Source organism: Lunatimonas salinarum (assembly GCF_017811155.1).
In the GTDB taxonomy this organism is placed as follows: Bacteria; Bacteroidota; Bacteroidia; order Cytophagales; family Cyclobacteriaceae; genus Lunatimonas; species Lunatimonas salinarum.
In genome coordinates, this window is record NZ_JACVCV010000019.1 from 17,753 (window position 1) to 43,891 (window position 26,139).

A 26,139-nucleotide genomic window follows, 5' to 3' on the forward strand; every position below is an offset into this window, starting at 1 on the left:
AATGGCGAATACTGGTAAGATAACTCAAGTCATTGGGCCTGTGGTAGATGTTTCCTTTGAAGGAGGCAGTTTGCCAAACATCCTTGACGCACTTGAGATTACTAAAGAAAACGGTGTAAGAGTTGTTTTGGAAGTGCAGCAGCACCTCGGTGAAGACCGTGTGAGAACCATCTCCATGGATTCTACGGAAGGTATGGTTAGAGGCATGGTCGTAACCGATCTAGGTGCTCCCATTTCTGTTCCTACCGGTGAAGGTATCAAGGGCAGGTTGTTCAATGTGATAGGAGAAGCAATCGACGGATTACCTCAGCCCACGAGTGGCAAACGCCTTCCTATACACCGCTCCGCTCCAAAATTTGAAGACCTATCTACCTCCACAGAGGTGCTATATACCGGTATCAAAGTAATCGACCTGATCGAACCATACGCCAAAGGTGGAAAAATCGGACTTTTCGGTGGAGCCGGAGTAGGCAAAACCGTGTTGATTCAAGAATTGATTAACAACATCGCCAAAGCTTACTCGGGCCTGTCTGTATTTGCCGGAGTAGGTGAGCGAACCAGGGAAGGAAATGACCTGCTTCGGGAAATGATCGAGTCTGGCATCGTTACTTACGGCGATGACTTCATCCATTCCCTTGAGGAACAGGGTGGATGGGATCTTTCCAAAGTAGATGTGAAAAAATTGGAAGACTCGAAAGCAACCTTCGTTTTCGGTCAGATGAACGAGCCTCCAGGAGCCCGTGCCCGAGTAGCCCTAACAGGCTTGACCCTGGCGGAGTACTACCGTGATGGTGAAGGAGAAGGCGCAGGAAAAGACATCCTGTTCTTTATAGATAATATCTTCCGATTTACACAAGCAGGTTCCGAAGTATCCGCCCTATTGGGTAGAATGCCATCTGCGGTGGGTTACCAGCCTACCTTGGCCACCGAAATGGGTGCCATGCAAGAGCGGATCACCTCTACCAAGAACGGATCCATTACCTCTGTGCAGGCTGTTTACGTACCAGCGGATGACTTGACTGACCCAGCACCGGCTACTACCTTCGCCCACTTGGATGCCACCACCGTACTTTCCCGAAAAATAGCCGAGTTGGGAATCTATCCAGCAGTGGATCCACTTGACTCTACTTCGCGAATCTTGGAACCAAGTATCTTGGGAGACGAGCATTATAACTGTGCTACCAGAGTAAAGGAGATCCTTCAGCGGTACAAAGAACTCCAGGATATCATCGCCATCTTGGGTATGGAAGAATTGTCCGAAGATGACAAACTCGTTGTGCACAGAGCTAGAAGAGTGCAGCGTTTTCTTTCACAGCCTTTCCACGTAGCCGAGCAATTTACCGGACTGAAAGGTGTATTGGTTGATATCAAAGATACCATCAAAGGCTTTAACATGATCATGGACGGTGAATTGGACCACCTTCCTGAGGCTGCCTTTAACCTAGTGGGAAGCATCGAAGATGCAATCGCCAAAGGTGAGAAAATGATGGCAGAAGTAAAATAAATAAGATGCCCATATGGGGTGTCTTTAACGACACCCCATTTTAACAATATGCTATGCACCTAGAAATCATTACTCCCGATAAAAAAATATTCGAAGGAGAAGTTTCAGAAGCTTCCTTTCCCGGAGCGGATGGATCGTTTCAGGTATTAAAAAACCACGCACCTATCGTATCGGCATTGGCCACAGGATCTGTTTCCTTTTCCACCTCAGATGGAAAACAGACCCTGCAGGTACACGGAGGCGTGGTCGAAGTAAACGACAACAAAATCATCGTGTTGGCAGAGAAGGTATTGGTATAACCTGCCCTTCCTCTTCCTACTGCCAAAAAGGGCGGCCAATGGATTGGCCGCCCTTTTTTCATATTAGAGCCTAACAAAATTGATTAAGTAATTTCCCCAAAAATGCCGGTTTCTAAACCGTCTAAACTTTTGGTGTTTTTCTCCGACCAATAGGCTTCTATCCCTTCCGTCCCCTGCTTATCAGCCCATGCAGCAAGTGTAGGACGTTCTTCTTTAAAATCCATCAATGGAACCGCGAACCCACAGGAAGTCTGCACGAGCTCTATAGCTAGTTCCACCACCTGTCTGGCACCTGAAATAGCCGGGAACAGCCCCACCAACTCCCCAAACTGCGTGTCGCGAGGATGAAAGATTTTGGCCGTTCCATAGAGCCTCAAAATCATCGGCTTCCCTTCAAAGGCACAAAATAGGATCGTCATCCTAGGGAGTTGGCGCAAATGCGCGGCCGTCTCATTGCCGCTTCCGGTAAGATTGAGCCAGACAACCCGTTTATCGTCCAAAACCCGCAGCGTATCCATCCCTTTTGGGGAAACGTTGACTCTTCCCTCAGCCGCTGCCGTGCCGACAAAAAAGATCTTTTGCCTTTCGATAAAGCCCTTTATATCAGGGGTAAGTGATGCAAATTGCTTTCCCATATCAATTATCTGTTTACCGGAAAATGAAAAGACAGGTTAACCATAAAAAACACTGAAGGTGCAGGCCATGGAAAACAAGGCGCCAATGACAACCGTGGGGCGAAAATCCGAGAGATTCGCTTATCAAAAAACATGATACCAACCCCTAAGACGATGGCTAGCCGCGCCTTGGTTAGTAGTTGTACATAATCCTTGCCGCAGTCCCCATATACATACCCTCCTGGGTAATTCATTTCTTCCATGCCGAGTAAACAGATGACAAGCTTCCTGAATAAACTACGCATAAACTAGTACCCCTAAAAGGTCTACAAGAAACACAAAGCCGGTAGCCAATCCATTGACTAAACCATCCCCCACACTCCCAACAACATATAAATCCCTGCCGCAATGGACGCACCTAATATGGGCCCCACGATGGGAACCCAACTGTAGGCCCAATCGCTGCCGCCCTTACCTTTGATAGGCAGAATGGCATGCATGATGCGTGGCCCCAAGTCACGAGCAGGATTGATGGCATATCCGGTGGTACCCCCCAGCGATAGGCCGATCACCCAAACCAAAAAGGCCACAGGCAGCGCACCCAAAGACCCAAGACCTATAGGGGTATTATTCCCATCGTTAATAACGGGATCCGTTGAATATAAAATCACAATAATCAGCACCGATGTACCAACCATTTCAGAAACCAAATTTGAACCGTAATTCCTGATCGCAGGTACCGTACCAAAGGGAGCAAACTTTAATCCCGGATCAGGGGTGGCATCAAAATGATCCTTGTATACCAACCAGGCAATCCCCGAACCAAACATGGCACCCAATACCTGCGCTAAAATATAATGCGGAACCTGGCTCCACTCGAAGTCCCCCGCAACAGCTAAACCTATTGAAACAGCAGGATTAAGATGCGCGCCACTGTAGGGGCCAGCAACTACCACTCCAATAAAAACGCCTAATGCCCAAGCCGTGGTGATCACGATCCACCCGGAATCAAAACCCTTGGTCTTATTCAAGACCACATTGGCAACGACCCCGGAGCCCATGGCTATCAACAGGGAGGTTCCTACAAATTCAGCAACAAATGTCGTCATAGCTTAATCCTCCATCCAGTTTAAGGTTCTATCAATGGCTTTATGCCAAAAATGCAGGTTTTTTGCCACCTTTGCCTGATCCATTTTCGGCTCAAAACTTGCATCGGCGTCCCACAATTCCCGAAGATCCTCCACGCTCTTCCAAAAACCTACTGCTAATCCAGCCAGGTAAGCCGCCCCCAATGCCGTGGTCTCCAACATTTGAGGCCGCTTAATCTCACATCGAATAAGGTCGGCCTGAAACTGCATCAAAAAATCATTTGCTGTAGCGCCACCGTCCACCCGCATCTCCTTCGTCTCCTCTCCTGCATCCCTTTCCATCGCCTTTAGCACATCGTACACTTGATACGCAATGGCCTCTAGCGCAGCCCTTGCCATGTGTGCACGGGTAGTTCCTCGGGTTATCCCAAAAAAGGCTCCTCGGGCTCCTTGATCCCAGTATGGTGCTCCCAAACCCGTCAATGCAGGCACAAAGTAAACACCCTCGTTATCCTCCAAACTTTCCGCAAGCATTTGGCTATCCGCTGCTTGACGAATGACCTCTACCCCATCCCTAAGCCACTGAATGGCCGCACCTCCAATAAAAACACTGCCCTCTAAGGCATAAGTCACCTTTCCGTCAAGGCCCCATGCGATGGTTGTAAGCAGTTTATTCGTGGACTGAACCGGCTTCTCTCCCGTATTCATGACCAAGAAGCAGCCTGTACCGTAGGTCGTCTTTGCCATTCCGGGCTTCAAGCAAAGCTGTCCAAACAAAGCCGCTTGCTGATCCCCCGCAATCCCTGCGATTGGTATCTTTTCAGAAAACACGTCCCCAGCCGTAGTACAGAATTGGCCACTACTCGGCTTCACCTCCGGCAATATAGAAGCGGGAATATCAAACAGCTCCAACAGCTCTTCGTCCCACTTGAGTTCGTGGATGTTAAAAATCATCGTTCTACTGGCATTGGTAAAATCGGTCAGGTGCTCCTTTCCACTGCTTAGCTTCCAAATCAACCACGTATCCACCGTACCGAAACAGACCTCTCCCCGGTTGGCCTTTTCTCTGACGCCCTCGACGTTATCCAAGACCCACTTGATCTTGGTAGCAGAGAAATAGGCATCGATGATTAGGCCTGTTTTTCTGCTTATCAACTCTCCATGACCCTGATCCTTTAGTTGGTTGCAATAGGAAGAAGTCCTTCTGTCCTGCCATACGATGGCGTTGTAAAGCGGTCTTCCGGAATTCCTGTCCCACAGGATAGTGGTCTCCCGTTGATTGGTGATCCCTATACCGGCCAGCTGAGCAGCTGTAATGCCGGCCTTTGTGATGGCTTCCGTGGCCACACTTGCCTGGGAAGTCCATATCTCGGCGGGATCGTGCTCCACCCATCCGGGCTTGGGAAAATGCTGTTCGAAATCCTTCTGTGCCACCGCCACGGAACGTCCGGCAGCATCGAAAAGTATGGCCCTAGAGCTAGTGGTACCTTGGTCTAGAGCGAGGATAAATTGGGTTTGGTTTGTCATGAATTAGAGGCTATCGATTACATATTTATTTGCTAATTTATTAAAATCTTCCAATTGAGCAGTAATCCAGTCCACGTCTTTTCCCAATTCTGCCGCCATCAATTCCGCAACTCTTGGCGCCATGGCAATGGCTGCCTTGGCGTCCAAAATCAAAACCCGCATCCTACGGGACAATACATCCTCCACTTTCATGGCCATTTCCTCACGAACGGCCCAAACCACCTCTGCCTCGGTATAGGGATACCTTTCATGCAAGCATTTGCTCAGTGAGGGATCACCTTCTACCATTTTCCGCAACCTAGCCCCCGCTGAACCGTAGCTTCGCCAATGGCCGGATTCCAATGATTCACTATATCCGTGCAGCCTCACATCCATCGATTTACTGGCCTTCAACTTTACTCTGATTACTTTCCCTACCGCTTCAACCGTATCTTCTCCCATTTTCCGAAAAGTTGTCCATTTCCCCCCGGTAAGGGTAATCAGCCCAGAATCGGATACGATGATCTTGTGGCTGCGGGAAATCTCCTTGGTCTTCATACTTCCCTCTTTGGGTGCAGCCAATGGCCGCAATCCGGCAAATACAGAAAGTACATCCGCTCTTGTGGGAGGATTCTTTAGGTACTGACGTGCTGTATCCAAAATAAACGAGATTTCGCTCGCCAACGGCCTTGGCTCCATCTTGGCCTTTTCCCGGAGAGTGTCCGTTGTGCCCACCACCAACTTATCCTGCCAAGGTACGGCAAACAGCACCCTCCCATCAGAGGTGGCAGGGATCATCAACGCATCCTGACCACCCAAAAAAGTCCGGTCCATCACCAAGTGAATCCCCTGACTTGGTTGTATGGTTTTACCGATATCGGGTTGATCCATCCGTAATATCTTATCTGCAAACACACCGGTTGCGTTTACCACCGCCCTTGCCCTTACCCGGTATTTTTTGCCGCCTAAGGTATCCTTGACAGAGACCCCTTCCACTTTCCCTTCGCAATTCTTCAGCACATCTGAGACGGGCATATGATTGAGTACGCAGCCTCCCATGGCATCACAACTCTGGGCAATCGCAAGCGCCAGCCTCGCATCGTCAAACTGCCCATCGTGGTAGACGATTCCTCCCAGCAGGCCTTCCGATTTTATCTGTGGCAAACGTTCCAAGGTCATCTCCCTAGAAATAAATCGGCTTTTGCCCAACCGCAACCTACCGGCCATCCAATCGTAAATTTTCAACCCGATAGAATACTTCCAGCGATCAAAAAAAGTATAAATAGGTATGATAAACGGCTGATTTTCGGTCAAGTGTGGCGCATTATGCAGCAGTCTTCCACGCTCTTTTAATGCTTCAAACACCAAACCTACCTCGCCCTGAGCCAAGTATCGGACTCCACCATGCACCAGTTTGGTACTACGACTGGAAGTCCCCTGCGCAAAATCCGCCCGTTCAAACAATGCGACACTGAGCCCTCTGGAAAGCGCATCCAACGCAACACCTAATCCGGAGGCACCGCCTCCTATTACCGCCAAATCCCACACTCTTTCCTTATTCTCAAGCTTCTTTAAATTTGCATTTCTATCCATTACCCATACATTTACTCAAAAGTAATACAAAAAGATACAAAGGGAAAGAAAAGGAAACTAAATTAAGACCATTTACTTTCTTTTCCATTGACATTTCCTTAATATTAAGCATATATTCGTCGCCAAGATTTCCTTTCTAAGGAAAACTTCCAATGAATCCAATTCCATTACTGACATGACCATAGCGGAAAGACACAAGTTCATTTTAGAAAACCTGCAAAGTGCAGGCTATGTGAGTGTGGCAGAACTCAGCAAAAAGCTGAACGTCACGATGGTCACTATCCGAAAAGACCTGAAAATTTTAGAAGACAAAGGCTTGCTTTTTCGTACGCACGGCAGTGCAACCCCGGTGGCACCCTACGTAAACGACCGTCCTGTTGACGAAAAGAAACTGGTTCACGTCAGTCAGAAACTGACCATTGCCAAAAAGGCGATTGGTTTCCTACAGAACAACGACGCAGTTATCATCGGGTCAGGCACCACGGTGGTTGCCTTTGCCCAAGCTATTCCGAAGGAGTTACACCTCACCATTCTTACTGGCGCCATGAATGTCACCATGGCTCTACTGCAAAATCCGAATGTCGAACTGGTTCAATTGGGTGGGGTTGTCCGCAAGAGTAGCAGCTCCGTGGTGGGGCACTATGCCGAGGAAATGATCCGCCAATTTGCATGCAGTACCCTGTTTCTAAGCGTGGATGGAGTAGACCTGGAGTTTGGACTCACGACCACCAACATGATGGAAGCCCATCTGAACACGCTGATGATACATGCCGTGCAAAAGACGGTGATTCTGGCAGACTCGAGTAAATTTGGTAAAAAAGGATTTGGCAAAATCGCCAATCTCGAAGACGTAGATGTCGTTATAACCGACGATGGCCTATCGTCGCATTACATAGAAAAAATGGAAGAAAAAGGCATCGAAGTAATCATCGCCTAATCGCTAGCCGGATTACATCGATGCCTCAAATGCAGGCACCATAAAGAACAGAACGCTACAAACGCGCGTCTACCAACTCTTTGGCCAACACGGATTTTACATCAAAAACCACCTGCGTATCCGATTTACCGATCGGCCAAGCTTTAAATTCCTTGTGCGCAACTGCCAACACAATGGCAGAATAGTCTGCCAAATTAGGTGTCTCTCCACCATTCAGGATCGATATACCATATTCATGTGCCACCTCTTCTTTGTTTGCCCAAGGGTCATACACATCAACCTCCATGTCAAAGGTTTTAAGTTCGTGGTAAATGTCAATCACCCGGGTATTTCGCACGTCCGGGCAATCCTCCTTGAAGGTAAACCCGAGGATAAGCACTTTCGAGTCAATTACTTTGAGGTCTTTGCGCATCATCAACTTGATGACTTCTGTAGCGACGTGCTTGCCCATACTATCGTTCAAGCGACGGCCCGCCAGAATTATTTCCGGATGGTAGCCCACTTCCTGAGCCTTTTGAGCTAAGTAATAGGGGTCAACACCGATACAATGCCCTCCTACCAAACCCGGCCGGAACGGAAGAAAATTCCATTTTGTCCCTGCGGCGATAAGCACCTCTTGGGTATCGATGCCCATCAGGCTGAATATTTTGGACAACTCATTCACAAACGCAATATTGATATCCCTCTGGGAGTTCTCGATGACCTTTGCTGCCTCGGCCACCTTGATCGAAGGAGCGAGATGGGTGCCCGCAGTTATCACCGCTTTATACAACGAGTCTACATATTCGGCCGCTTCGGGGGTACTCCCTGAGGTCACTTTCAAAATTTTTGCAACCGTATGTTCTTTATCTCCGGGGTTGATGCGTTCCGGTGAATACCCCACGTAAAAATCCTCGTTAAATTTCATACCTGAAACTTTCTCAAGCACAGGAACGCATTCATCCTCGGTCACCCCAGGATAAACAGTAGACTCATAGATGACCACATCGCCTTTTTTTAGTGCGTGGGCTACGGTCTCTGAGGCTTTGATCATCGGAGTAAGAACGGGACGATTATGCCGGTCTGTAGGGGTAGGAACCGTTACCACAAAAATATTGGCCTGCTTCAGATGCTCACTCTGATCCGTACAGAAAAGTCCGCCTTTTCCACCCAACTCAGACACTATCACTCGCTGCAAATCATCATCCTCCACCTCAAGGGTGAAATCCTTCCCTTCGTTCAACTCCCGCACCCGCTTGGATGAAATATCAAATCCGATAACCGGAAACTTTTTGGCAAATTCAACCGCAAGCGGAAGCCCTACATATCCCAACCCAATTACGGCGATTGTAGAATCAGAAAATGGTTTTAATGGTGCACTCATCTTTTTTTATCGCAATGAAAATATGTTATCAAACAACTTTAACGTATGAAAAGCCCTTTGGCAATTATTAAACCTGCTATCGCTGCTATATGATGCAGCGTCACGCCTTCTGTAAGAGGATTTCAATAATGCGCTTGGCAGTATGACCATCCCAAAGTTCCGGGATGCTTCCCCTTTTCCAACTGCCTCCGAAGAGCTTTTTCATCGCAGGAGCGATGGCCTGGGGGTCTGTACCGAGTAGTTCGTTTGTTCCCAAGGTGATGGTTTCCGGCCTTTCGGTATTGTCCCGAAGCGTCATGCAGGGGACACCCATTACCGTAGTTTCTTCAGTAATTCCGCCCGAATCAGTAACGACCGCCTTAGACCGCTCCACGAGAAAATTAAACTCCAAATAACCCAGCGGCTCGATCATATGCAACCTTTCGTGAGAAATCCCGATGCGGTTTAGCATGGCTTTCGTTCGAGGGTGTACCGGAAAAATTAACGGCAAACCTTCTGTATTTGCGACAATTTCATCGATCAGGTACTTCAATTTTTCCTCTTGATCTACGTTAGCAGGTCTATGAAGTGTCATCACCAGATACCCTCTATCTTCCAACGACAAGGCATCCCAAACGTCAGGCTTTTGGAACCTCGGACGGTGCTTTATCAAAGTGTCGATCATGGTATTGCCCACAAAAAATATGCGCTCGTCTCCGATGCCCGAATTCCTTAGGTTGGTATTAGCCACCTCAGAGGTAGTAAAAAAGTAATTTGTAATGCTGTCTGTCACCAGCCTATTGATCTCTTCCGGCATAGTCCAATCACCGGAGCGAATTCCAGCCTCAACATGGGCTACCTTTACATGCAGCTTTTGTGCGGTGATCGCACAAGCCATCGTCGAGGTGACGTCACCCACCACCAAGCAAATATCAGGTTTTCGGCTTTCGAGCAAAAGCTTTTCATAGCCCACCATGATTGCGGCAGTCTGTTCAGCCTGCGTGCCTCCCCCTGCCCCAAGATTTACATCCGGCTGCGGAATACCCAGCTGCTCAAAAAAACTATCCGACATATTCTTGTCGTAATGCTGACCCGTGTGGATCAATCGAAAATCAATGTCTTTCCCGTCATTTTTAGCCGCAATGACTGCATCAATGATCGGAGAAATCTTCATGAAATTAGGACGCGCACCCGCTATCAAATCTACCAGCATAAAATAAAGCGATTAATACCAAATAAAGAATTTAGAAAATTTCATTATGCAAATATGCTCGTTGTAATAAGAAAACAAAACAAAATCTGCTACTTATTTACCTGTAAATTAACCAGAACAGGCAAATGATCCGACGCATAGGTCTCCTCTATCACCCGATGGGAAGCTATCTGAAAAGCCCGGGGTGGCTTCACCATAATAAAATCAATTTCCTTGTTTGGATTTATTTGAGGACTCGTAGGCGAACATCCTTCCTTGCAAGACCTGCTAAAGTGTCGATCTAAATAGCCAATCGGACTTTTCGACGCTTCGGCATTGAAGTCTCCTGCAAGAATAATCGGCTTTGGCGGCCTTTCATCAAAAAAAGACACCAACGCTTCCGCCTGACGAAGTGTCACGGCTTCCCGCTTAAATTCCAAATGGGTCCCGGCAAATGTAATTTCTTGGCCTCCCGGAAGCTTTACGTCTATAAAAATGGCTGTGCGGGGTTCAGTATCCGGATCATTAGGCAAAGAAAACCCTCCTCGATCGATAATCGGAAACCTAGATAACAATGCATTTCCGTATTCACCACCTGCGTGATCTATGGATTTGTAAAAAAACCAATGCATACCGGTGAGTTCCCCGAGCTTCTTCGCCTGATGCAGCGCGGTGCCGGACCGTACCGTGTAGACGTCCACTTCCTGCAATGCCACGAGATCCGCACCGCTGTCAAGGATCACTTGCGCAATCGCTTCTACTTCTATTTTGCCTGGCTTTGAGGGAGGGTTACAATGATGTATGTTATAGGAAAGTACAGCAACCTCCTGCGCATGCATGGTGTTCGCCCACAGCGTCCAAATAGTAGTGAGTCCTACGATGATTACCCGAAAAAATAATCCCCCAAACGAATTGACTTTCATAAAATTACCCATACCTGCTAGAACGGTCAACTACCTGCCACAAAGGTATAAACTGCTTGGCTTTTTTCCTACGAAGCCGTTGCTGCTAACGAATAAACAAACGCAAGTGTGCCGAATAAAGTAATTTGTCTCCCAAAAGATAAAATATCCCATAAAATCCCGGTTTCGTTCGAATACAGGATTTTGAATCTTAAACAATAAAAAACGGTATTTAAAAATTTTTTAAAATTAAAGTTTACATTCCCGAAACAAACTTCCAAAATATTAGGATGTTTTATAAATTTCTCATAAAATTAAATCGGCAAAGACCGGTCACCTAACATCGGAAAAATGATCCAACCACCAGTGCTCCATACTTCTCTGCTTGAATCGGGTAGCCTGCTGTCTTCCATCAGAATACCTCGAACAGACACCTCGTTGAACCGATCGTTATACGAGATGGCAGAGCGATTGACACTTGCTCAAAATGCGATAGCCGGCGTAATCACGTCCATTGATGAGGGATACGTGTATGTGTTTTCGAACCAAGATTGGTCGGAGACTGCTATTGAGCACATAGGAATCTTCTGTCAGTGCACCGCTCTGGGAAATCAGCACACGAACGAACAAGAAGATTGGCTAAATGGGGTAAAAGACAGATTAAATGATCTCATCGGCAACAAGGACATACACGTAGTCAATCAGTTCCTCCTAAAAGGCGACCTCGGAAACCCAATAGGAACAATAAGCCTATTGGATACGAACCCAAAGGCGCTTTCTGCCTCCCAGAAACGAATGATTGAGCTGCTTGCAAAAGACACCAAAAAGCTCCTTCAAGACCGGGTAGCCGGCAAAACACGGCAAGTACACTATTCGGAAAAAGCATTGGCCGAACTGAAACGGCATCTAGGAGCACTGTTATGCCGCTCCGGAAACTTGGTACTTCTTTTGAATAGCGAAAATAGGGTTGTTTCCTACCTCTGCGAAAGCAAGGCAGTCTTTCCAATCAATCCTACTTATTTTGTTGGAAGATGTGCGGCGGATATTCCCTTTTTAGAAGGGAATCTGTCGCGTATAGAAAATCAGATCCAACGGGCAAAGGTAAGCCGAACCCGAATTACCGAGCAGTATTTTTTTGCTACAGGAAGCCAAAGTAGGTGGTATGAGCTCAGCTTTGCCTGCCTGAACTTTCCAGACGAAAACTGCGACGTCTATTGCATCATAGAAGATATCCAACATAAGAAGTCGAGGCAGGGAAACCTGCTTCGGACCATCATCGACAATATCCCCAGCAGTATCTACACCAAAAACCTGCAACATCAAAAGGTCTTGGTAAACCGTGCGGAATTGGAATTCCTCGGATTTTCGGAAAGTAGCGAGGTGGTAGGCAAAACCGACCAAGAGCTTTACCCGGCGGAAATTGCTGACACCGCCTTCGAAGAAGATCGGTGGGTGATGGAGGATGGAGGTAAAATCATCAACAAAGAAGTGAAATTAGTGAAGCCAGACGGTTCTATCCGATACTGCCTGATCTCAAAAATCCCGCTGGAAAATGCAGCTGGAGAAATTGACGGACTGGTGGGCATCACTACCGATATTACGCCCCGTAAGGAAGCAGGATTGCTCCTTTCCGAAAAATCCCAAAGGCTGGACTCCATCATTAAGGGTACTCACGCCGGAACCTGGGAGTGGAACATCCAAAGTGGTACACGTATTTACAACGAACGATGGGGAAAAATCCTCGGATATTCCGGCGAGGAGCTGCAGAAAGGAGAAATACCCTCTTTTGACCAGCTTTGTCATCCCGAGGATTACGAGAAATGCAAGGACCTACTTGAAGCACATTTTAACGGAAAATCGGATTATTACCAATGTGAAATCAGGCTAAAACACCGAAGCGGTCACTGGGTGTGGGTGATGGACCGCGGTAAGATCGGATCGTGGACGGATATGGGCAGGCCGCTATTGATGTACGGAACACATCAAGATATTAGAGACCGCAAAGAATTGGAATTTGAGCTGAAGTCAAATCTGGAGAAATTCAGGCTTCTGTTTGATCTATCCCCGGTGGGAATTGTTCTCAGTGATTATGAAACGGGCCAATTTCTAGAAGTGAACCATGCCCTACTGCTCGCTACCGCTTACGACAAGCCTGCTTTTCTACAACTCACTTTTGAGCAGCTTGTCTCGTCGGATTTTAAGCAGTTTGAAACCGCCTGGAGAAGCGCTTTGGAAAAGGTCGGAGAATATGGTCCCTTGGAACAATCATTTTTAACGAAAGACGGCAAAAGTACTCCCGTGCTGATGAATGGTATACGATACCTAAACAACCAAAACCGATGGGTGGTCCTTTCCGTGGTTCAGGATATTTCAGAGCAGAAAAAACAAGCCGAGCAACTTCAGGAGGCAAAGGAATCCGCTGAAAACGCCAATCAGGCAAAATCTGCATTTCTTGCCAATATGAGCCATGAAATCCGGACACCGCTAAATGGAGTGATTGGATTTACGGACCTACTGATGAAAACGCCGCTCTCCGACACCCAGCTGCAATACATGCAAACGGTACATCATTCGGCCCATTCCCTACTAGATCTCATCAACGATATCCTTGACTTTTCCAAAATAGAAGCAGGAAAGATGGAGCTGTCTATTGCTAGGACAGACTTGTTTCACTTAGGCGAACAAGTCGCGGAGATCACGAAATACCAGGCACATGCCAAAGGGCTCGAGTTGCTGGTTAATGTATCGAGAAGCCTTCCTCGGTATATTTTTGTAGACGATGTTCGCTTGAGGCAAATCTTGGTAAACCTTCTGACCAATGCGGTCAAATTTACTCAGAAAGGCGAAGTTGAATTGAAAGTACTTGAACTGGATGCAGTGGCCAAACACACCCGGCTCTATCGATTTTCCGTTAGGGATACCGGCATTGGCATTGCCCAAGATAAAAGGGAAAAGATTTTCGAAGCCTTTTCGCAAGAAGATGCCAGTACTACACGAAAATTTGGTGGCACAGGGCTGGGATTGGCCATTTCAAACAAGCTATTGGAACTTATGGGTTCCAAATTGGAGCTGGAAAGTACACTGGGCAGGGGAAGTACATTCTACTTTGACTTGGCATTGTCCGTGGAGGAAGGAGAAAAAGCTGCTTCCCAGCCAATTGAAGCGGTTAAACACATTCTGGTAGTAGACGACAACGCCACGAATCGATCGCTCATGCATGAAATGTTACAAGAAAAAGGGGTGAAGGTAAGCCTCGCAGAAAACGGGCTCAAGTGCCTTCACCTACTTGAAAATGAAGCAGACATTGACTTGATCCTCATGGATTACCGCATGCCTTTTTTAAGTGGGATAGAAACCGCCGAAAAAATCCGACAGAATAGTTTATTTGATAAAAGAGAAATACCCATTGTATTGCTATCAAGTTCCAGCGAGGAAAACCTTGACAACGAGAGACTTAACACACTAAAGATCCACCAAAAGCTAGTCAAACCGGTCAAACTTGACCAAATAGATGAGGCCATCCGAAAAATCCGTGGAGAATTCCCACGAAGTGGGTCGGCACCTATGGCTGAACAACCCGAATTCCTCGGATCGAAGCCGTTTTCTGTACTAGTGGCTGAAGACAACCCCGTCAACATGAAGTTGACCAAGGCAATCCTCCAGCGAATCAGCCCAAATATCGAAGTAATCGAAAAAGTCAATGGCTTGGAGGCCTACGAGTACGTCACAGAACAGACGCCAGACCTGATTCTAATGGATGTTCAAATGCCGATTATGAACGGCTATGAAACTTCGAGGGCCATCCGTAATCTCCAAAATGGGACGTCGGTCCCCATTTTGGCCCTCACGGCCGGAACAGTGATGGGAGAGAAAGAGCGCTGTTTAGAAGCCGGTATGAACGATTACCTCACAAAACCAATCGTTCAGGACCTGTTGATCAACTTTATTCGTGATCGTATTCAGCAGCAAGTTTAATTTCCGGGTATTTTTTAATTTTCAAATGGTCGTATCCGGTTCGAAGACGGTATATTAAAGCAGCGTGGAGAATACAAAGGTCACACCTTGCTGTCAACGATTCAAAATTGACGCTAAAAACGTCCAAATAGGTTGTTTTTAGCCCAACAGTTGGCAAATACAAAGGAGTAGAAAGAAGCATTCAGACCGCGCTTTAGAGCCATACAAACCCGTTAAATTAGAACTATATGCAACAGAACAACAGCCCAAAAAACGACGATTCGAGGAGAGATTTCCTCAAAAAAACATCCATGGCGGCAGTATCTTCCTTTTTTATCGTGCCCAGGCATGTGTTAGGTGCCGGATACATCGCACCGAGTGACAAATTAAACATTGCCGGGATCGGCGTAGGCGGAAAGGGCAGGAGTGACCTTACCTCCTTTGCCAAAAGCCCAAACGTAAATATTGTTTCACTTTGCGACGTGGATGACCGGATGACTGCCGAATCCAAGAAAAACTTCCCGAAGGCTACTTTTTACAAGGATTTCAGGGAGATGCTTTCCAAAGAAAAAGATACCATTGACGCCTGTTCGATCTCTACACCGGACCATACACATGCGGTTGCGACCATTGCCGCCATGCAAATGGGAAAACACGTCTATACTCAAAAGCCATTAACCCATAGTATACTTGAAGCGCGGGTATTGGCAGAGGCCGCAAAAAAATACAAAGTGGTCACTCAAATGGGTAACCAAGGAGGCTCCGGTGATGGCGTCCGGCGGATGAAAGAAATATATGATTCCGGCATCATCGGAACCGTAGAAAAAGTACAGTGTTGGACAAATCGCCCCGTATGGCCTCAGGCAGTTCCCACCGACAAAACCTTCAAAATACCCAAGGAGTTGGATTTTGACCTGTGGTTAGGTCCGGCACCAAAAGTCCCTTACAATGAAGCTTACTTGCCTTGGAATTGGCGGGGTTGGTGGCCCTATGGAACCGGGGCACTTGGCGACATGGCTTGCCACATCATGGATCCAGTCTTTCGCATTTTACCTATTGACTTCCCGAATTCGGTAGAATGCAGCGTGGCGGGTACTTGGATGTTTACCCTGCGCGAGCAAGACCATAACCCAGACTGGACACCATTTTCGACCTCTATTCACCTGAATTATCCTCGCAAAGATGCCAAAGGAGATATCAAAGTAAGCTGGTACGATGGAGGAATCCTCCCGGAAAAACCAGAGGAACTACTCCCCGGTGAGTCCTTTGGCAACTCGGATGGAGGGGTTCTCTTCATCGGAACCAAAGGTAAGCTGATGGCGGATTGTTACGGTGCCAACCCTCGATTACTGCCATTAAAGGACAATGAAATCCTCAGTATTCCAGAAACCATAAAGCGGGTACCGGATCAGGACCACTACCTAAACTGGGTAAATGCCTGCCTGGCAGGGTACGGCAATGCAGAAACGAGCTCTCCATTTGAATACGCAGGACCATTTACCGAAAGCATACTGATCGGCAATGTGGCCATCCGAAGCTGGATGCTACGCGACAATCCCGAAGCACGACGAAGCGACGAACGCTACCTCGGCCGCAAAAAATTACTGTGGGATTCTGCCAATATGAAAGTAACTAATTACGACAATGCCAATCAGTTCGTTGCCAGAGAGTACCGCGAAGGGTGGAGCCTTGGATAATGAGTGAGCTCTGCGGTAACTTCAATTAAATCAAATGCCTCTGTGATCTCCTTGCAGAGGCATTTTTATTGCACTACATTACCGCGACAGTCCCACTCCAACTGCCTTGCCCAAGCCAAACCACCTTCCGTTCAAACAACTGCTCGGGTTCTTACCGAATTTACTATATTTGTAATCCAAATAAATGAAAATGACCCCGTTGAGTTGCCGAAACCTTCCCTCTCTTGTATTGATCGCCCTTACCTTCTCCTGCAGTTCTCCAGAACAAACCGGCGAAAAACCAGTACCTGATACACCACCGCTATTCACCCTACTTTCTGCAGAAACCACCGGAATTACCTTTGAGAATACCCTCACAGAAGCGCTGAATACCAATATCCTGATGTACGAGTATTTCTACAACGGCGGAGGGGTGGCCGTTGGCGACCTAAATGGCGATGGGCTGGAAGATATCTATTTTACCGGAAACATGGTACCCAATAAGCTCTACCTGAACAAAGGGGCTATGCAATTCGAAGACATCACTGCGAAAGCAAATGTGGCGGGTAGGCCTGGCCCTTGGGCAACAGGCGTTACCATGGCCGATGTGAACGGTGACGGAATGCTGGATATCTATGTTTGCTATTCTGGATCCCTACCTCCGGAGAAAAGACGCAACCAACTTTTTATCAACCAAGGCCCTGACGAAATGGGGATCCCAATCTTTTCGGAAGAAGCCGAACATTTTGGGATAGACAGCGAAGCCACGTCTACCCAAGGCGTTTTCTTTGACATGGACAACGACGGAGATTTAGACCTCTTCCTGCTGAACCATAACCCAAAGTCTCTTCCCATTCTGGACGAATCAAACACGGTAGAAATTTTGAAGCATCCCGACCAAGCAGGGCCACAGCTATTTCGGAACGACAACGGAAGGTTCACGGAAACTACCGAAATGGCCGGCATTTTTAACTCCGCCCTCTCCTATGGACTGGGTGCCGGGGTATCGGATATAAACGGTGACGGGTATTTGGACATTTATGTCAGCAATGATTACACGGTACCCGATTACCTATATATCAATCAGGGCAACGGAACCTTCAAAGACCAGCTTGGAGAAAGCATGGGACATATTTCCAACTTCTCCATGGGCAGCGATATTGCCGACATCAATAATGACGGCCTGGTGGATATCTTCACACTGGATATGCTGCCTGAAGACAATCGGCGACAAAAATTGCTGATGGCACCTGATAACTATGAAAAGTTTGAGTTTAACCTGCGGGTGGGTTTTCACCACCAATACATGCGGAACATGCTGCATCTCAACCATGGCAACGGCACCTTTAGTGAAATTGGCCAGCTTTCAGGAATCTCCAATACCGATTGGAGCTGGTCTGCACTTTTTGCCGATTTTGACAATGACGGATGGAAAGACCTCTACATCACCAATGGTTACCACAGAGACTATACCAATCAGGACTTCCTGAAATACATGGCCGATTACATTAAAAAATACCAAGGCCTCAGACGGGAGAATGTACTGGAACTGGTGTATTCCATGCCTTCCTCCAACGTGATCAATTACCTATTTCAAAATACCGGGGGGCTAACGTTTGAAAACCAGACCTCTTCTTGGGGACTGGCCCAAGTAGCCAATAGCAACGGGGCCGCCTATGCAGATCTTGACAACGACGGCGACTTAGATCTCATCGTGAACAATGTGTCCCTTCCGGCATTTGTCTATAGAAATGAAACCGACACGCAGCGATCAAACCACTACCTAAAACTCATGTTGGAAGGGGAAAACAAAAATACCCAGGGAGTGGGAGCCAAAGTCACTGTCTATCATAACGGTACGAAGCTGTTGCTGGAGCAAATGCCCACCCGGGGATACCAGTCAAGCGTGTCTCCCATTTTGCATATAGGTTTAGGCAGGGTAACCAAGGTGGACTCGGTCCATATCTATTGGCCCAGCGGAAAGGCACAAACACTCCCCCAACTAACTGCAGATCAAACCTTGACCCTGCGGGAATCAGAAGGGAAGCAACTGTCTATCTCACGTACAATTCCCAAACCTATCCTTAAACCCAGCAAAGTGCCCTTCGACAACATCCAACCAAGGTATACGCTCAACGATTTTAAGCGTCAGCCACTCTTGGTAAATCCTTTGTCGTTTGTAGGGCCGGTGATGGCAAAAGCAGACGTAAACGGAGATGGACTTGAGGACGTTTTTGTAGGTGCCGATGCGGGTTTTGCTTCAAAGCTCTATCTGCAGTCCCCTCAGGGAACCTTCCGAGAAGGCAATATCACAGCATTCGCTGAAGATATGGATCATACCGATTCGCAAGCCCTCTTTGCGGACGTGAATGGAGACGGCTTCATCGATTTATATGTGGGAAGTGGCGGATATGGTAATTTCATGCCCAAAGACCCAAAGCTACAGGACCGAATCTACTTGAACGATGGAAAAGGCAACTTCAATATAGGCGGAGATCTACTCCCAGAAATGTTTACTAGTACGGGAACCGTTGCGGCAACAGATCTGACTGGGAACGGGCTACCGGACCTCTTTGTGGGTGGCAGGGTGATTCCCGGTAGGTACCCTGAAATTCCGGAGTCCTACCTATTGATCAATGACGGCACAGGCAAGTATTCGGTACAAACAGACCAATGGTCTCCTGACCTAAAAAAAGCCGGACTGGTGAGCGATGCTGCATGGGCGGACTTGAATGGTGATGGAGCCGAAGAGCTTATCGTGGTAGGAGAATGGATGCCCATTCGTATATTTGGCAAGTCCGGGAATGCATTGGTCGAAACCGGAGAAGCATGGATGGAATACCCCCATGAGGGATGGTGGAACACCCTTTGGGTAGGAGATCTCAACGGAGATGGAAAACCAGACATACTTGTTGGAAATCAAGGCCTAAATAGTCAGGCGCGGGCATCTTTGGAAGAACCCGCAGAGCTTCATTACAAGGATTTTGATAATAATGGTGCAGTAGACCCCATTCTTTCCTTTTACATCCAAGGCAAAAGCTATCCCTACCTCACCCGTGATGAACTTCTCGATCAGCTATCCATGATGCGGACACGATTTACCAACTACGCTGCCTATGCGGACGCCACATTAACGGATATTTTTACAAAAGATGAACTAAAAGATGCAGGCTATGCAAAAGCCACCAACCTCAAAACCTCGCTCTTTTTATCCCAGCCCGACGGCACGCTGAAAATGCAGCCATTACCCATTGAAGCACAATTTTCACCGGTTTTTTCAATCTTGGTCAGCGACTTCGATAGGGATGGCCACCCGGATATCCTATTAGGCGGTAATATCGAAAAGGCCAGGTTGCGGTTCGGAAAATACGATGCCAACTATGGAACCTTGCTTAAAGGAGATGGAACCGGCAATTTCAGGTATCTTCCACAGCTAAGTAGTGGGCTTCGGATCATAGGCGATATCAGAAGTATGCTTATGGTGAACGATTTGGTCCTTTTTGGCATTAATCAAAAAGGAATCATCGCGTACGAAATGGCTACACCTCCAACCATTAAATCCGGGAATGAATGACGTGCCTGTGCGCTACCCGCCCTCAACTCAGACAGACGTGACAAATCAATAGAACCTTAGACTAACTTATGAAACGCCTTTCCAGTCCTGTCTCAATTCATTCTTATAGACCTGCTCTGGTTAAACCGTCTGCTCGTTCACCTTTTGGGCGGCAACCCATCCTATTGGGTGTCTGCATACTCTTACTTGCCTTCGCATGCACCGGGCAAAGGGAAAAACCGACCATTTCGCTACCTGCCGGGATGATCGGGTGGATCACTGAATCAATGACCGACTTAATGGTCAACGACATTACCAACCCGCCACTTGCAGCGAGGTTTTATGCCTATGCCGCCTTGGCCGGCTACGAAGTGGTCAGCCAAGAAGATACCCTTTTCCAATCCATGGCAAAGGTGTTGAACGATTACCCGGACATCCCTGCGCAAAACGACCTGCCTAACCAACATACGCAGGTAAGTGCAGCGCTAGCCATGATTGAGGTCGCATCGGCGATGCAACCGTCGGGGTCTGAATTGCTGAAATTAAAGCAGTCTTTTCTGGATTCCTGTAGCGCATTGGGAATTGAAAAAAGCGCCTTATCCGATTCAGAGGCCTACGCGAAACGCATCGCCCAGCATATCCTAGCATATGCCAAGTCTGATCGCTATGCGGAGATCAGCAACTACCCGAGGTACACACCCAGCGAGGTGCCTGGTTCGTGGTACCCCACCCCCCCAGGATATTTTGCTCCGGTAGAACCTTATTTTAATACGATCAGACCATTTTCTTTAGTGAAAGCAGATCAATTCAAACCCATACCGCCAGTTAGCTTTTCGGAAAATCCCCATTCCGATTTTTTTCGATTGATGCGGCAGGTGTATGAGGTGGACTTAACTACAGAGGCTCGAACGATCGCAGCCTTTTGGGACTGCAACCCTTTTGCGCTGGAAGAAACCGGACATTTGATGGTCGGATTAAAGCAAATTTCTCCCGGTGGACATTGGATAGGGATTACCGACATTGCCTGTAGGCAGGCAGGAGTTGGCTTCAACAAAGCCATGGAAATCACCGCCGTAGTGTCCGTTGGCCTGATGGATGGATTTTTGAGTTGCTGGGATGAAAAGTACCGAAGCAACCGGATACGGCCGGAAACAGCTATTCGAAAATACTTAGACCCTACCTATACGCCACTTCTGCAAACACCTCCCTTTCCGGAATATTTGAGTGGGCATTCTACCATTTCCACCACCTCCGCAGAGATTCTCACGCACTTTTTTGGAGATGGATTTGCCTATACCGACACGGTGGAAGAAAAGTATCACTTGGGAAGGAGGGATTTCAACTCTTTCTATGAAGCTGCCAATGAGGCCAGCATCTCCAGGCTTTACGGAGGCATCCATTATATAGATGCCATTGAAGTAGGGCAGGAACAGGGGAAAAAAGTCGGTGAATGGATCATCGCCCAAATGACCGAAAATGGTATCGCTAACCCCCTTTCCAAATGATGTTTAAAAAAACCCTCCGAGCCAAACGAGCATACTTAGATTTATCATGCAATTAGGAAGAATTAACATTGGAATATGGGTAACGTTTCTGTCTGCTATGATCTTTGTAGGCTGTGAGCAGAAGCAGGAATACAGGGGCTTTTTAACCACCAACCAAAGACTCATCGAGGCAGGAGGTACCCTGACCGACGCAATGGTACACGACATATTTTCTCCCCCGGTGGCGAGCAGAATTTATGCCTATCCGTCGATTGCGGCTTTCGAGATCGCCGTGCTAGCCGATAGCAGCACCCACAGGTCCCTGATGGGTCAACTAAACGGCTTTGAACCAAAAAAATTTGAGGTATCTGAAAATGCCTATCTGCCCCTTGCCGCGCTGATCGCCTATTACCAAGTGGCCTCCAAGCTGGTATTTTCAGAACACTTGATTTCCACCGAAAAAGACCGGCTGCTGGAGGAGGTAAGAAAGCTGGGCGCCTCCCAGTCAATCATACAGGAATCTGTCACTTTGGGAGAATCTATGGCCAACCACGTGTTGGATTATGCTTCTAAGGATAACTACCACCAAAGCCGTTCATTTGAGAAATATACCGTTCGAGATGACGACTACTCCTGGAAGCCAACCCCACCCGCATATATCGAAGGGATAGAGCCAAATTGGAATAAAATACGCCCTTTTGTGTTGGATTCGGCTGACCAGTTTATCCCACGCAAAGCGACGGCATTTGGCCATACCCCTGACAGCCAGTTCTTCAAAGAGGCCAAAGAGGTTATGGAAGCGGGCAACTCCCTCACCCCTGAACAACGTGAAATTGCCTATTTTTGGGATTGCAACCCTTATAAGATGAACGTGAAAGGACACGTGATGTATGCCGAAAAAAAAATTACTCCGGGAGGACATTGGATCGGCATAGCCGGTATAGCGGCCAAAAACGCCAAATTAGACTGGAAAGATACGGCAGAAGTACTTGCGCTGACCTCCATATATGTATTTGATGGGTTTATATCCTGTTGGGACGAAAAGTACCGTAGTGTATTGATAAGGCCGGAAACCTATATCAACCGGTATATGGACGAAGACTGGGTTCCCCTGTTACAGACTCCTCCCTTCCCCGAGTACACGAGTGGACACAGTGTCATTTCGACAGCAGCCTCCAGGGCATTGACGGGGTTACTTGGCGAGCCTTTTGCATTCATTGACACCACCGAGGTCAATTATGGGCTAGGCACAAGGGCGTTTCAATCCTTCAACCAAGCAGCAGATGAAGCGGCCATAAGTAGGTTTTACGGTGGTATTCACTACATACCTGCTATTGAGGAAGGGGTCAAACAAGGAGAGAGGATTGCCGAATATCTTTCGCAAAAAATCAGTACCCGCCAAGTGGCAAACAGCCGTTTGACGGATTAGTAGTACAGCTTTTTGTCCCGTATATAATCCGAAACATGGGGATGGAGCAAGTAACGCACGCTGCCTCCTTTGCGTAAGGTGTCCCGAATGAAAGTGGCCGAAATATCAATTAATGGTGAATCAATAAACTGAATATGGGGGTGATCGAGGGTTTTCATTTTACCCGGCCTGGGGTAAACATAAAGCCCGTAGTATTCCAATAGCTGTTCGCTGTTTTTCCATTTGTGAAAATGGGTTAAGTTATCACTTCCTACGACCAGCTTAAACTCATGTTGGGGGTATTTGTCAGACAGTACCGCTAGGGTATCGATGGTGTAGCTGGGCTTTGGCATATGAAACTCCACATCCAGCACTTTGAATCTAAAATTATCCGCCGTCGCCAATTCCACCATCCGAAGGCGGTCGAATTCATGAAGCAGCGACTTGCTTGATTTCATCGGATTTTGGGGGCTCACCACAAACCACACTTCTTCCAAATCAGTCTGATCTTGCATGATATCGGCGATGATCAGGTGCCCAATATGAATGGGATTAAAGGAGCCAAAAAACAATCCTATTTTCAAAACTACTTTTGGTTGATAAAATCACCTACTAACTTCTCGGCTTCGGCAAAGGAGCGGTCCAACTCTTCGTTTACCAGAATAATGTCAAACTTGTCCTGAAACCCCATTTCAAACTTGGCCTTGTATATACGCCTGGATAGACTTTCTTCCGTTTCGGTGCCCCTGTCCCGTAGTCTATTGGCCAAATCTTCGATGTTTGGGACTTTTACAAAAATGGCAAGACCCCGATCGCCAAAGTATTTTTTTAGATTGAGCCCACCCTTCACGTCCACGTCAAAAATCACGTGCTTACCAGCATCCCAAATTCGCTGTATTTCTTCTTTTAGCGTACCATAGAAATTGCCTTCATACACTTCCTCCCATTCGATAAATTCATCCTGATCAATTTTTTGTTTGAAGGCCTCAGGTGTCAAAAAGTAATAATCCTTGCCGTTTTGCTCTGACCGGCCCCGTTTGTCTCGGGTGCATGCAGAGATGGAAAAACCTAAATTAGGGAATTTTTTAATGAGGTGTCTTACAATAGTGGTCTTGCCAGACCCTGAAGGAGCTGAGAAAATGATGGCCTTACCTGTTGACATACATCGCTTACAATTATTTTATCTCTTGGATTTTTTGGCGAATGCTATCGACAAGTTCCGTAGGTACCGCGTGTTTGGTGCATTTGGTTTTTAAAACGTCCCTGATGGCCTTTTCCAAGTGAAAGTGTTCGAAACAAGGCTGGCATTTTGCCAACTTCTCATCCAGGACATGCTTGTCTTCCAGCGCTGCTTCACCATCCAAAATACTCTCCAAAAGCTTAAAGCACTTGCTCGCATCACTGCAATTCAGTTTACGTTGATTAGACGGGGTAAAATTATCCATTGGTAAATTTAGGTTCTTTACATCTATTATTCTTCCTCTCCTTCCGTGTCATAGCCCATATGCTGTGCGTAATCTCTAAGCTTATCTTTGAGCAGATTTCTAGCCCGGTGTAGCCTGGATCGTACGGTTCCGATCGGTATATCAAGGATCTTGGCCATCTCCTCATAGGTAAACCCTTCCAGGTCACACAAGATGATAACCGTCCTGAAATCGACCGCCAGACTGTTAAGTGCGTTGGAAATCTCATCTCCAAGCATGTCCTTTACCGCATCCACCCGTAAGTCGGATGTCATATTGTAATCAACGTTATCCGAGTTATAATAAGTTTCAACTTCCTGATAATCTACCTTGGCAGGCTGTTTACTTTTCTTCCGGTATTCGTTGATAAAACTATTTTTGAGAATTCGGAACAGCCATGCTTTTGCGTTGGTTCCCCGCTCAAAGGAATTGATGAACCGGTAGGCTTTCAGGTAGGTGTCCTGCACCAAATCCTTAGCATCGTCCTCATCAAAGGTTAACCTGTAGGCAAAATTGTACATAGAGTCTATGTGCGGCATAAACTCCCTGTCAAAAATGCTGTTCTTATCTTTATCGGAATATTTTTTTCGTTGTACCTCTGACATAGGGATTAAAATTACGAATTGACGTAATTTATAACTAATATTTGGGAAGAAAGTCGGGCGATTTTCGTTATTTTGCTGACTAGGAGGGATCAAAAAACTGTCCCTCTAAGCGTTCATAAACACCCATGCTCTTTTTCAAAGCCCTCTCTCTTCTGCCCATTGGCGTCTTATACCTCATCAGCGACTTCTTTTTTCTGATTGCCTACTATGTGGTGGGATACCGAAAGAAGGTTGTTCGCGAAAACCTGGCCTTTGCATTTCCGGAAAAATCCGAAACACAAAGAAAGGAAATAGAAAAGATTTTTTTTAGAAACCTGACCGATTCTTTCGCCGAAACCATCAAGTTATTGCGTATATCAGACAGCGAGGTCATCAAAAGGTACCGCCTCATCAACCCCGAAATCGTCGTGGATCGGGTACACAATCAGCAGGTTGTCATCGGGATGCAGGCTCATTTCTTCAATTGGGAAGGGCACGTGGTTGCGTTTAGCCGTGTGATGAAAAGTGCCTGCGAAACGGTATACCTCAAGGTTAACAGTCCCCTTTTTGAACAGCTTATGCGGACTATCCGAAGCAGGTATGGCGGCACATTGGTAGAAAGAAACTCCTTTGTGAAGCACTTGATAGCCCATAAAAACCTGCCTCGAATGATTGGACTTGCTGCTGACCAAAGACCGCAGTTTTCGGAAATCCGCTATTGGACCACCTTTATGAACCGGGAAGCGGCCTTCTTTGAGGGGGGAGAAAAAATGGCGAAAAAATTCAACCTGCCCGTTATCTACGGAGAAATCCGAAAAACCAAAAGGGGCCACTACACCTATTCGTATAGGGTACTGGCTACTCCCCCTTATGACGATCACCCTCCCCACAGTATCACAGATGCCTATGTAGCCGCCGTTGAAGACAACATCCGAAAGGAACCCGCCCTCTACTTGTGGTCCCACAACCGGTGGAAAGAGAAAAAGTCCAGCGGAAATAGTACCTTTGAACCGAAATAGGAATAGGCCGACCATCGTGTC

20 protein-coding genes are annotated in these 26,139 nt (G+C 47.1%); 9 read left to right on the forward strand and 11 right to left on the reverse strand.

Annotated features, from left to right (window positions below):
- Position 1 precedes the first annotated feature (1 nt).
- Both atpD and atpC read left to right on the forward strand, forming a co-directional pair.
- A complete protein-coding gene (atpD, locus tag IAQ59_RS18555) occupies positions 2-1,504 on the forward strand; it encodes a F0F1 ATP synthase subunit beta (RefSeq protein ID WP_209332347.1) in 1,503 nt (500 codons plus the stop codon).
- A gap of 53 nt (positions 1,505-1,557) precedes the next feature.
- Positions 1,558-1,803 (forward strand): ATP synthase F1 subunit epsilon, encoded by a 246-nt coding sequence (gene atpC, locus IAQ59_RS18560; RefSeq protein ID WP_209332348.1) that lies wholly within the window; start codon positions 1,558-1,560, stop codon positions 1,801-1,803.
- 83 nt (positions 1,804-1,886) lie between these two features.
- On the opposite strand, the gene IAQ59_RS18565 is transcribed toward atpC, so the two are convergent.
- The 4 genes from IAQ59_RS18565 to IAQ59_RS18580 form a co-directional block, all read right to left on the reverse strand.
- On the reverse strand, positions 1,887-2,438 hold the full coding sequence (locus IAQ59_RS18565; RefSeq protein WP_209332349.1) for a pyridoxamine 5'-phosphate oxidase family protein: 552 nt from the start codon (positions 2,436-2,438) through the stop codon (positions 1,887-1,889).
- Between the two features lie 341 nt (positions 2,439-2,779).
- Positions 2,780-3,526, reverse strand: coding sequence for an MIP/aquaporin family protein (locus IAQ59_RS18570; protein WP_209332350.1), 747 nt, complete (start codon positions 3,524-3,526; stop codon positions 2,780-2,782).
- Positions 3,527-3,529: 3 nt separating this feature from the next.
- Positions 3,530-5,032, reverse strand: a complete 1,503-nt coding sequence (glpK, locus tag IAQ59_RS18575) for a glycerol kinase GlpK (RefSeq protein WP_209332351.1) — start codon at positions 5,030-5,032, stop codon at positions 3,530-3,532.
- A gap of 3 nt (positions 5,033-5,035) precedes the next feature.
- On the reverse strand, positions 5,036-6,604 hold the full coding sequence (locus IAQ59_RS18580) for a glycerol-3-phosphate dehydrogenase/oxidase (RefSeq protein WP_209332352.1): 1,569 nt from the start codon (positions 6,602-6,604) through the stop codon (positions 5,036-5,038).
- 175 nt (positions 6,605-6,779) lie between these two features.
- On the opposite strand from IAQ59_RS18580, the gene IAQ59_RS18585 reads away from it, so the two are divergent.
- Entirely contained in the window at positions 6,780-7,541 is a 762-nt protein-coding gene (locus tag IAQ59_RS18585) for a DeoR/GlpR family DNA-binding transcription regulator (protein WP_209332353.1), read from the forward strand.
- Between the two features lie 55 nt (positions 7,542-7,596).
- On the opposite strand, the gene IAQ59_RS18590 is transcribed toward IAQ59_RS18585, so the two are convergent.
- From IAQ59_RS18590 to IAQ59_RS18600, 3 genes are all read right to left on the reverse strand, one after another.
- Positions 7,597-8,904: a nucleotide sugar dehydrogenase gene (locus IAQ59_RS18590; protein WP_209332354.1), complete on the reverse strand. Its 1,308-nt coding sequence runs from the start codon at positions 8,902-8,904 to the stop codon at positions 7,597-7,599.
- 100 nt (positions 8,905-9,004) lie between these two features.
- Positions 9,005-10,096, reverse strand: coding sequence for a non-hydrolyzing UDP-N-acetylglucosamine 2-epimerase (wecB, locus tag IAQ59_RS18595; RefSeq protein ID WP_209332355.1), 1,092 nt, complete (start codon positions 10,094-10,096; stop codon positions 9,005-9,007).
- An 89-nt stretch (positions 10,097-10,185) separates the two neighbouring features.
- On the reverse strand, positions 10,186-10,998 hold the full coding sequence (locus IAQ59_RS18600; RefSeq protein WP_245189703.1) for an endonuclease/exonuclease/phosphatase family protein: 813 nt from the start codon (positions 10,996-10,998) through the stop codon (positions 10,186-10,188).
- A gap of 330 nt (positions 10,999-11,328) precedes the next feature.
- Between IAQ59_RS18600 and IAQ59_RS18605 the strand changes: the two genes are divergently transcribed.
- From IAQ59_RS18605 to IAQ59_RS18625, 5 genes are all read left to right on the forward strand, one after another.
- Complete coding sequence (locus IAQ59_RS18605) at positions 11,329-14,952, forward strand: PAS domain-containing hybrid sensor histidine kinase/response regulator (RefSeq protein WP_209332356.1); 3,624 nt, start codon at positions 11,329-11,331, stop codon at positions 14,950-14,952.
- Between the two features lie 227 nt (positions 14,953-15,179).
- Positions 15,180-16,628: a Gfo/Idh/MocA family protein gene (locus IAQ59_RS18610; protein WP_209332357.1), complete on the forward strand. Its 1,449-nt coding sequence runs from the start codon at positions 15,180-15,182 to the stop codon at positions 16,626-16,628.
- 184 nt (positions 16,629-16,812) lie between these two features.
- Entirely contained in the window at positions 16,813-20,181 is a 3,369-nt protein-coding gene (locus IAQ59_RS18615) for a VCBS repeat-containing protein (RefSeq protein WP_425342621.1), read from the forward strand.
- A 68-nt stretch (positions 20,182-20,249) separates the two neighbouring features.
- A complete protein-coding gene (locus IAQ59_RS18620; RefSeq protein WP_245189704.1) occupies positions 20,250-21,665 on the forward strand; it encodes a vanadium-dependent haloperoxidase in 1,416 nt (471 codons plus the stop codon).
- A gap of 46 nt (positions 21,666-21,711) precedes the next feature.
- Positions 21,712-23,073, forward strand: coding sequence for a vanadium-dependent haloperoxidase (locus IAQ59_RS18625; RefSeq protein ID WP_245189705.1), 1,362 nt, complete (start codon positions 21,712-21,714; stop codon positions 23,071-23,073).
- Here the strand turns inward: IAQ59_RS18625 and nadD are convergent.
- The 4 genes from nadD to IAQ59_RS18645 are packed head-to-tail and all read right to left on the reverse strand — an operon-like array spanning position 23,070 to position 25,120.
- Complete coding sequence (gene nadD, locus IAQ59_RS18630) at positions 23,070-23,636, reverse strand: nicotinate (nicotinamide) nucleotide adenylyltransferase (RefSeq protein ID WP_209332358.1); 567 nt, start codon at positions 23,634-23,636, stop codon at positions 23,070-23,072. The genes IAQ59_RS18625 and nadD overlap by 4 nt on opposite strands.
- A 2-nt stretch (positions 23,637-23,638) precedes the next feature.
- Positions 23,639-24,214 carry a guanylate kinase gene (gene gmk / locus IAQ59_RS18635; RefSeq protein WP_209332359.1) on the reverse strand — a complete coding sequence of 192 codons (576 nt, stop codon included), beginning with the start codon at positions 24,212-24,214 and terminating at the stop codon, positions 23,639-23,641.
- A gap of 13 nt (positions 24,215-24,227) precedes the next feature.
- Positions 24,228-24,497 carry an anti-sigma factor gene (locus IAQ59_RS18640; protein WP_209332360.1) on the reverse strand — a complete coding sequence of 90 codons (270 nt, stop codon included), beginning with the start codon at positions 24,495-24,497 and terminating at the stop codon, positions 24,228-24,230.
- 26 nt (positions 24,498-24,523) lie between these two features.
- Positions 24,524-25,120 (reverse strand): sigma-70 family RNA polymerase sigma factor, encoded by a 597-nt coding sequence (locus tag IAQ59_RS18645; RefSeq protein WP_209332361.1) that lies wholly within the window; start codon positions 25,118-25,120, stop codon positions 24,524-24,526.
- A gap of 125 nt (positions 25,121-25,245) precedes the next feature.
- On the opposite strand from IAQ59_RS18645, the gene IAQ59_RS18650 reads away from it, so the two are divergent.
- Complete coding sequence (locus IAQ59_RS18650) at positions 25,246-26,118, forward strand: lysophospholipid acyltransferase family protein (RefSeq protein WP_209332362.1); 873 nt, start codon at positions 25,246-25,248, stop codon at positions 26,116-26,118.
- Positions 26,119-26,139 lie beyond the last annotated feature (21 nt).

Bases quoted from the DNA above. Each gene is read 5' to 3' on its own strand.
- gmk (WP_209332359.1), bottom strand. From the start codon at position 24,214: ATGTCAACAGGTAAGGCCATCATTTTCTCAGCTCCTTCAGGGTCTGGC.
- IAQ59_RS18605 (WP_209332356.1), top strand. From the start codon at position 11,329: ATGATCCAACCACCAGTGCTCCATACTTCTCTGCTTGAATCGGGTAGC.
- IAQ59_RS18620 (WP_245189704.1), top strand. From the start codon at position 20,250: ATGAAACGCCTTTCCAGTCCTGTCTCAATTCATTCTTATAGACCTGCT.
- IAQ59_RS18590 (WP_209332354.1), bottom strand. From the start codon at position 8,904: ATGAGTGCACCATTAAAACCATTTTCTGATTCTACAATCGCCGTAATT.
- IAQ59_RS18625 (WP_245189705.1), top strand. From the start codon at position 21,712: ATGCAATTAGGAAGAATTAACATTGGAATATGGGTAACGTTTCTGTCT.
- IAQ59_RS18640 (WP_209332360.1), bottom strand. From the start codon at position 24,497: ATGGATAATTTTACCCCGTCTAATCAACGTAAACTGAATTGCAGTGAT.
- IAQ59_RS18610 (WP_209332357.1), top strand. From the start codon at position 15,180: ATGCAACAGAACAACAGCCCAAAAAACGACGATTCGAGGAGAGATTTC.
- IAQ59_RS18580 (WP_209332352.1), bottom strand. From the start codon at position 6,604: ATGGATAGAAATGCAAATTTAAAGAAGCTTGAGAATAAGGAAAGAGTG.
- IAQ59_RS18645 (WP_209332361.1), bottom strand. From the start codon at position 25,120: ATGTCAGAGGTACAACGAAAAAAATATTCCGATAAAGATAAGAACAGC.
- IAQ59_RS18615 (WP_425342621.1), top strand. From the start codon at position 16,813: ATGAAAATGACCCCGTTGAGTTGCCGAAACCTTCCCTCTCTTGTATTG.
- IAQ59_RS18600 (WP_245189703.1), bottom strand. From the start codon at position 10,998: ATGAAAGTCAATTCGTTTGGGGGATTATTTTTTCGGGTAATCATCGTA.
- IAQ59_RS18585 (WP_209332353.1), top strand. From the start codon at position 6,780: ATGACCATAGCGGAAAGACACAAGTTCATTTTAGAAAACCTGCAAAGT.
- glpK (WP_209332351.1), bottom strand. From the start codon at position 5,032: ATGACAAACCAAACCCAATTTATCCTCGCTCTAGACCAAGGTACCACT.
- IAQ59_RS18570 (WP_209332350.1), bottom strand. From the start codon at position 3,526: ATGACGACATTTGTTGCTGAATTTGTAGGAACCTCCCTGTTGATAGCC.
- wecB (WP_209332355.1), bottom strand. From the start codon at position 10,096: ATGCTGGTAGATTTGATAGCGGGTGCGCGTCCTAATTTCATGAAGATT.
- atpC (WP_209332348.1), top strand. From the start codon at position 1,558: ATGCACCTAGAAATCATTACTCCCGATAAAAAAATATTCGAAGGAGAA.
- IAQ59_RS18565 (WP_209332349.1), bottom strand. From the start codon at position 2,438: ATGGGAAAGCAATTTGCATCACTTACCCCTGATATAAAGGGCTTTATC.
- IAQ59_RS18650 (WP_209332362.1), top strand. From the start codon at position 25,246: ATGCTCTTTTTCAAAGCCCTCTCTCTTCTGCCCATTGGCGTCTTATAC.
- atpD (WP_209332347.1), top strand. From the start codon at position 2: ATGGCGAATACTGGTAAGATAACTCAAGTCATTGGGCCTGTGGTAGAT.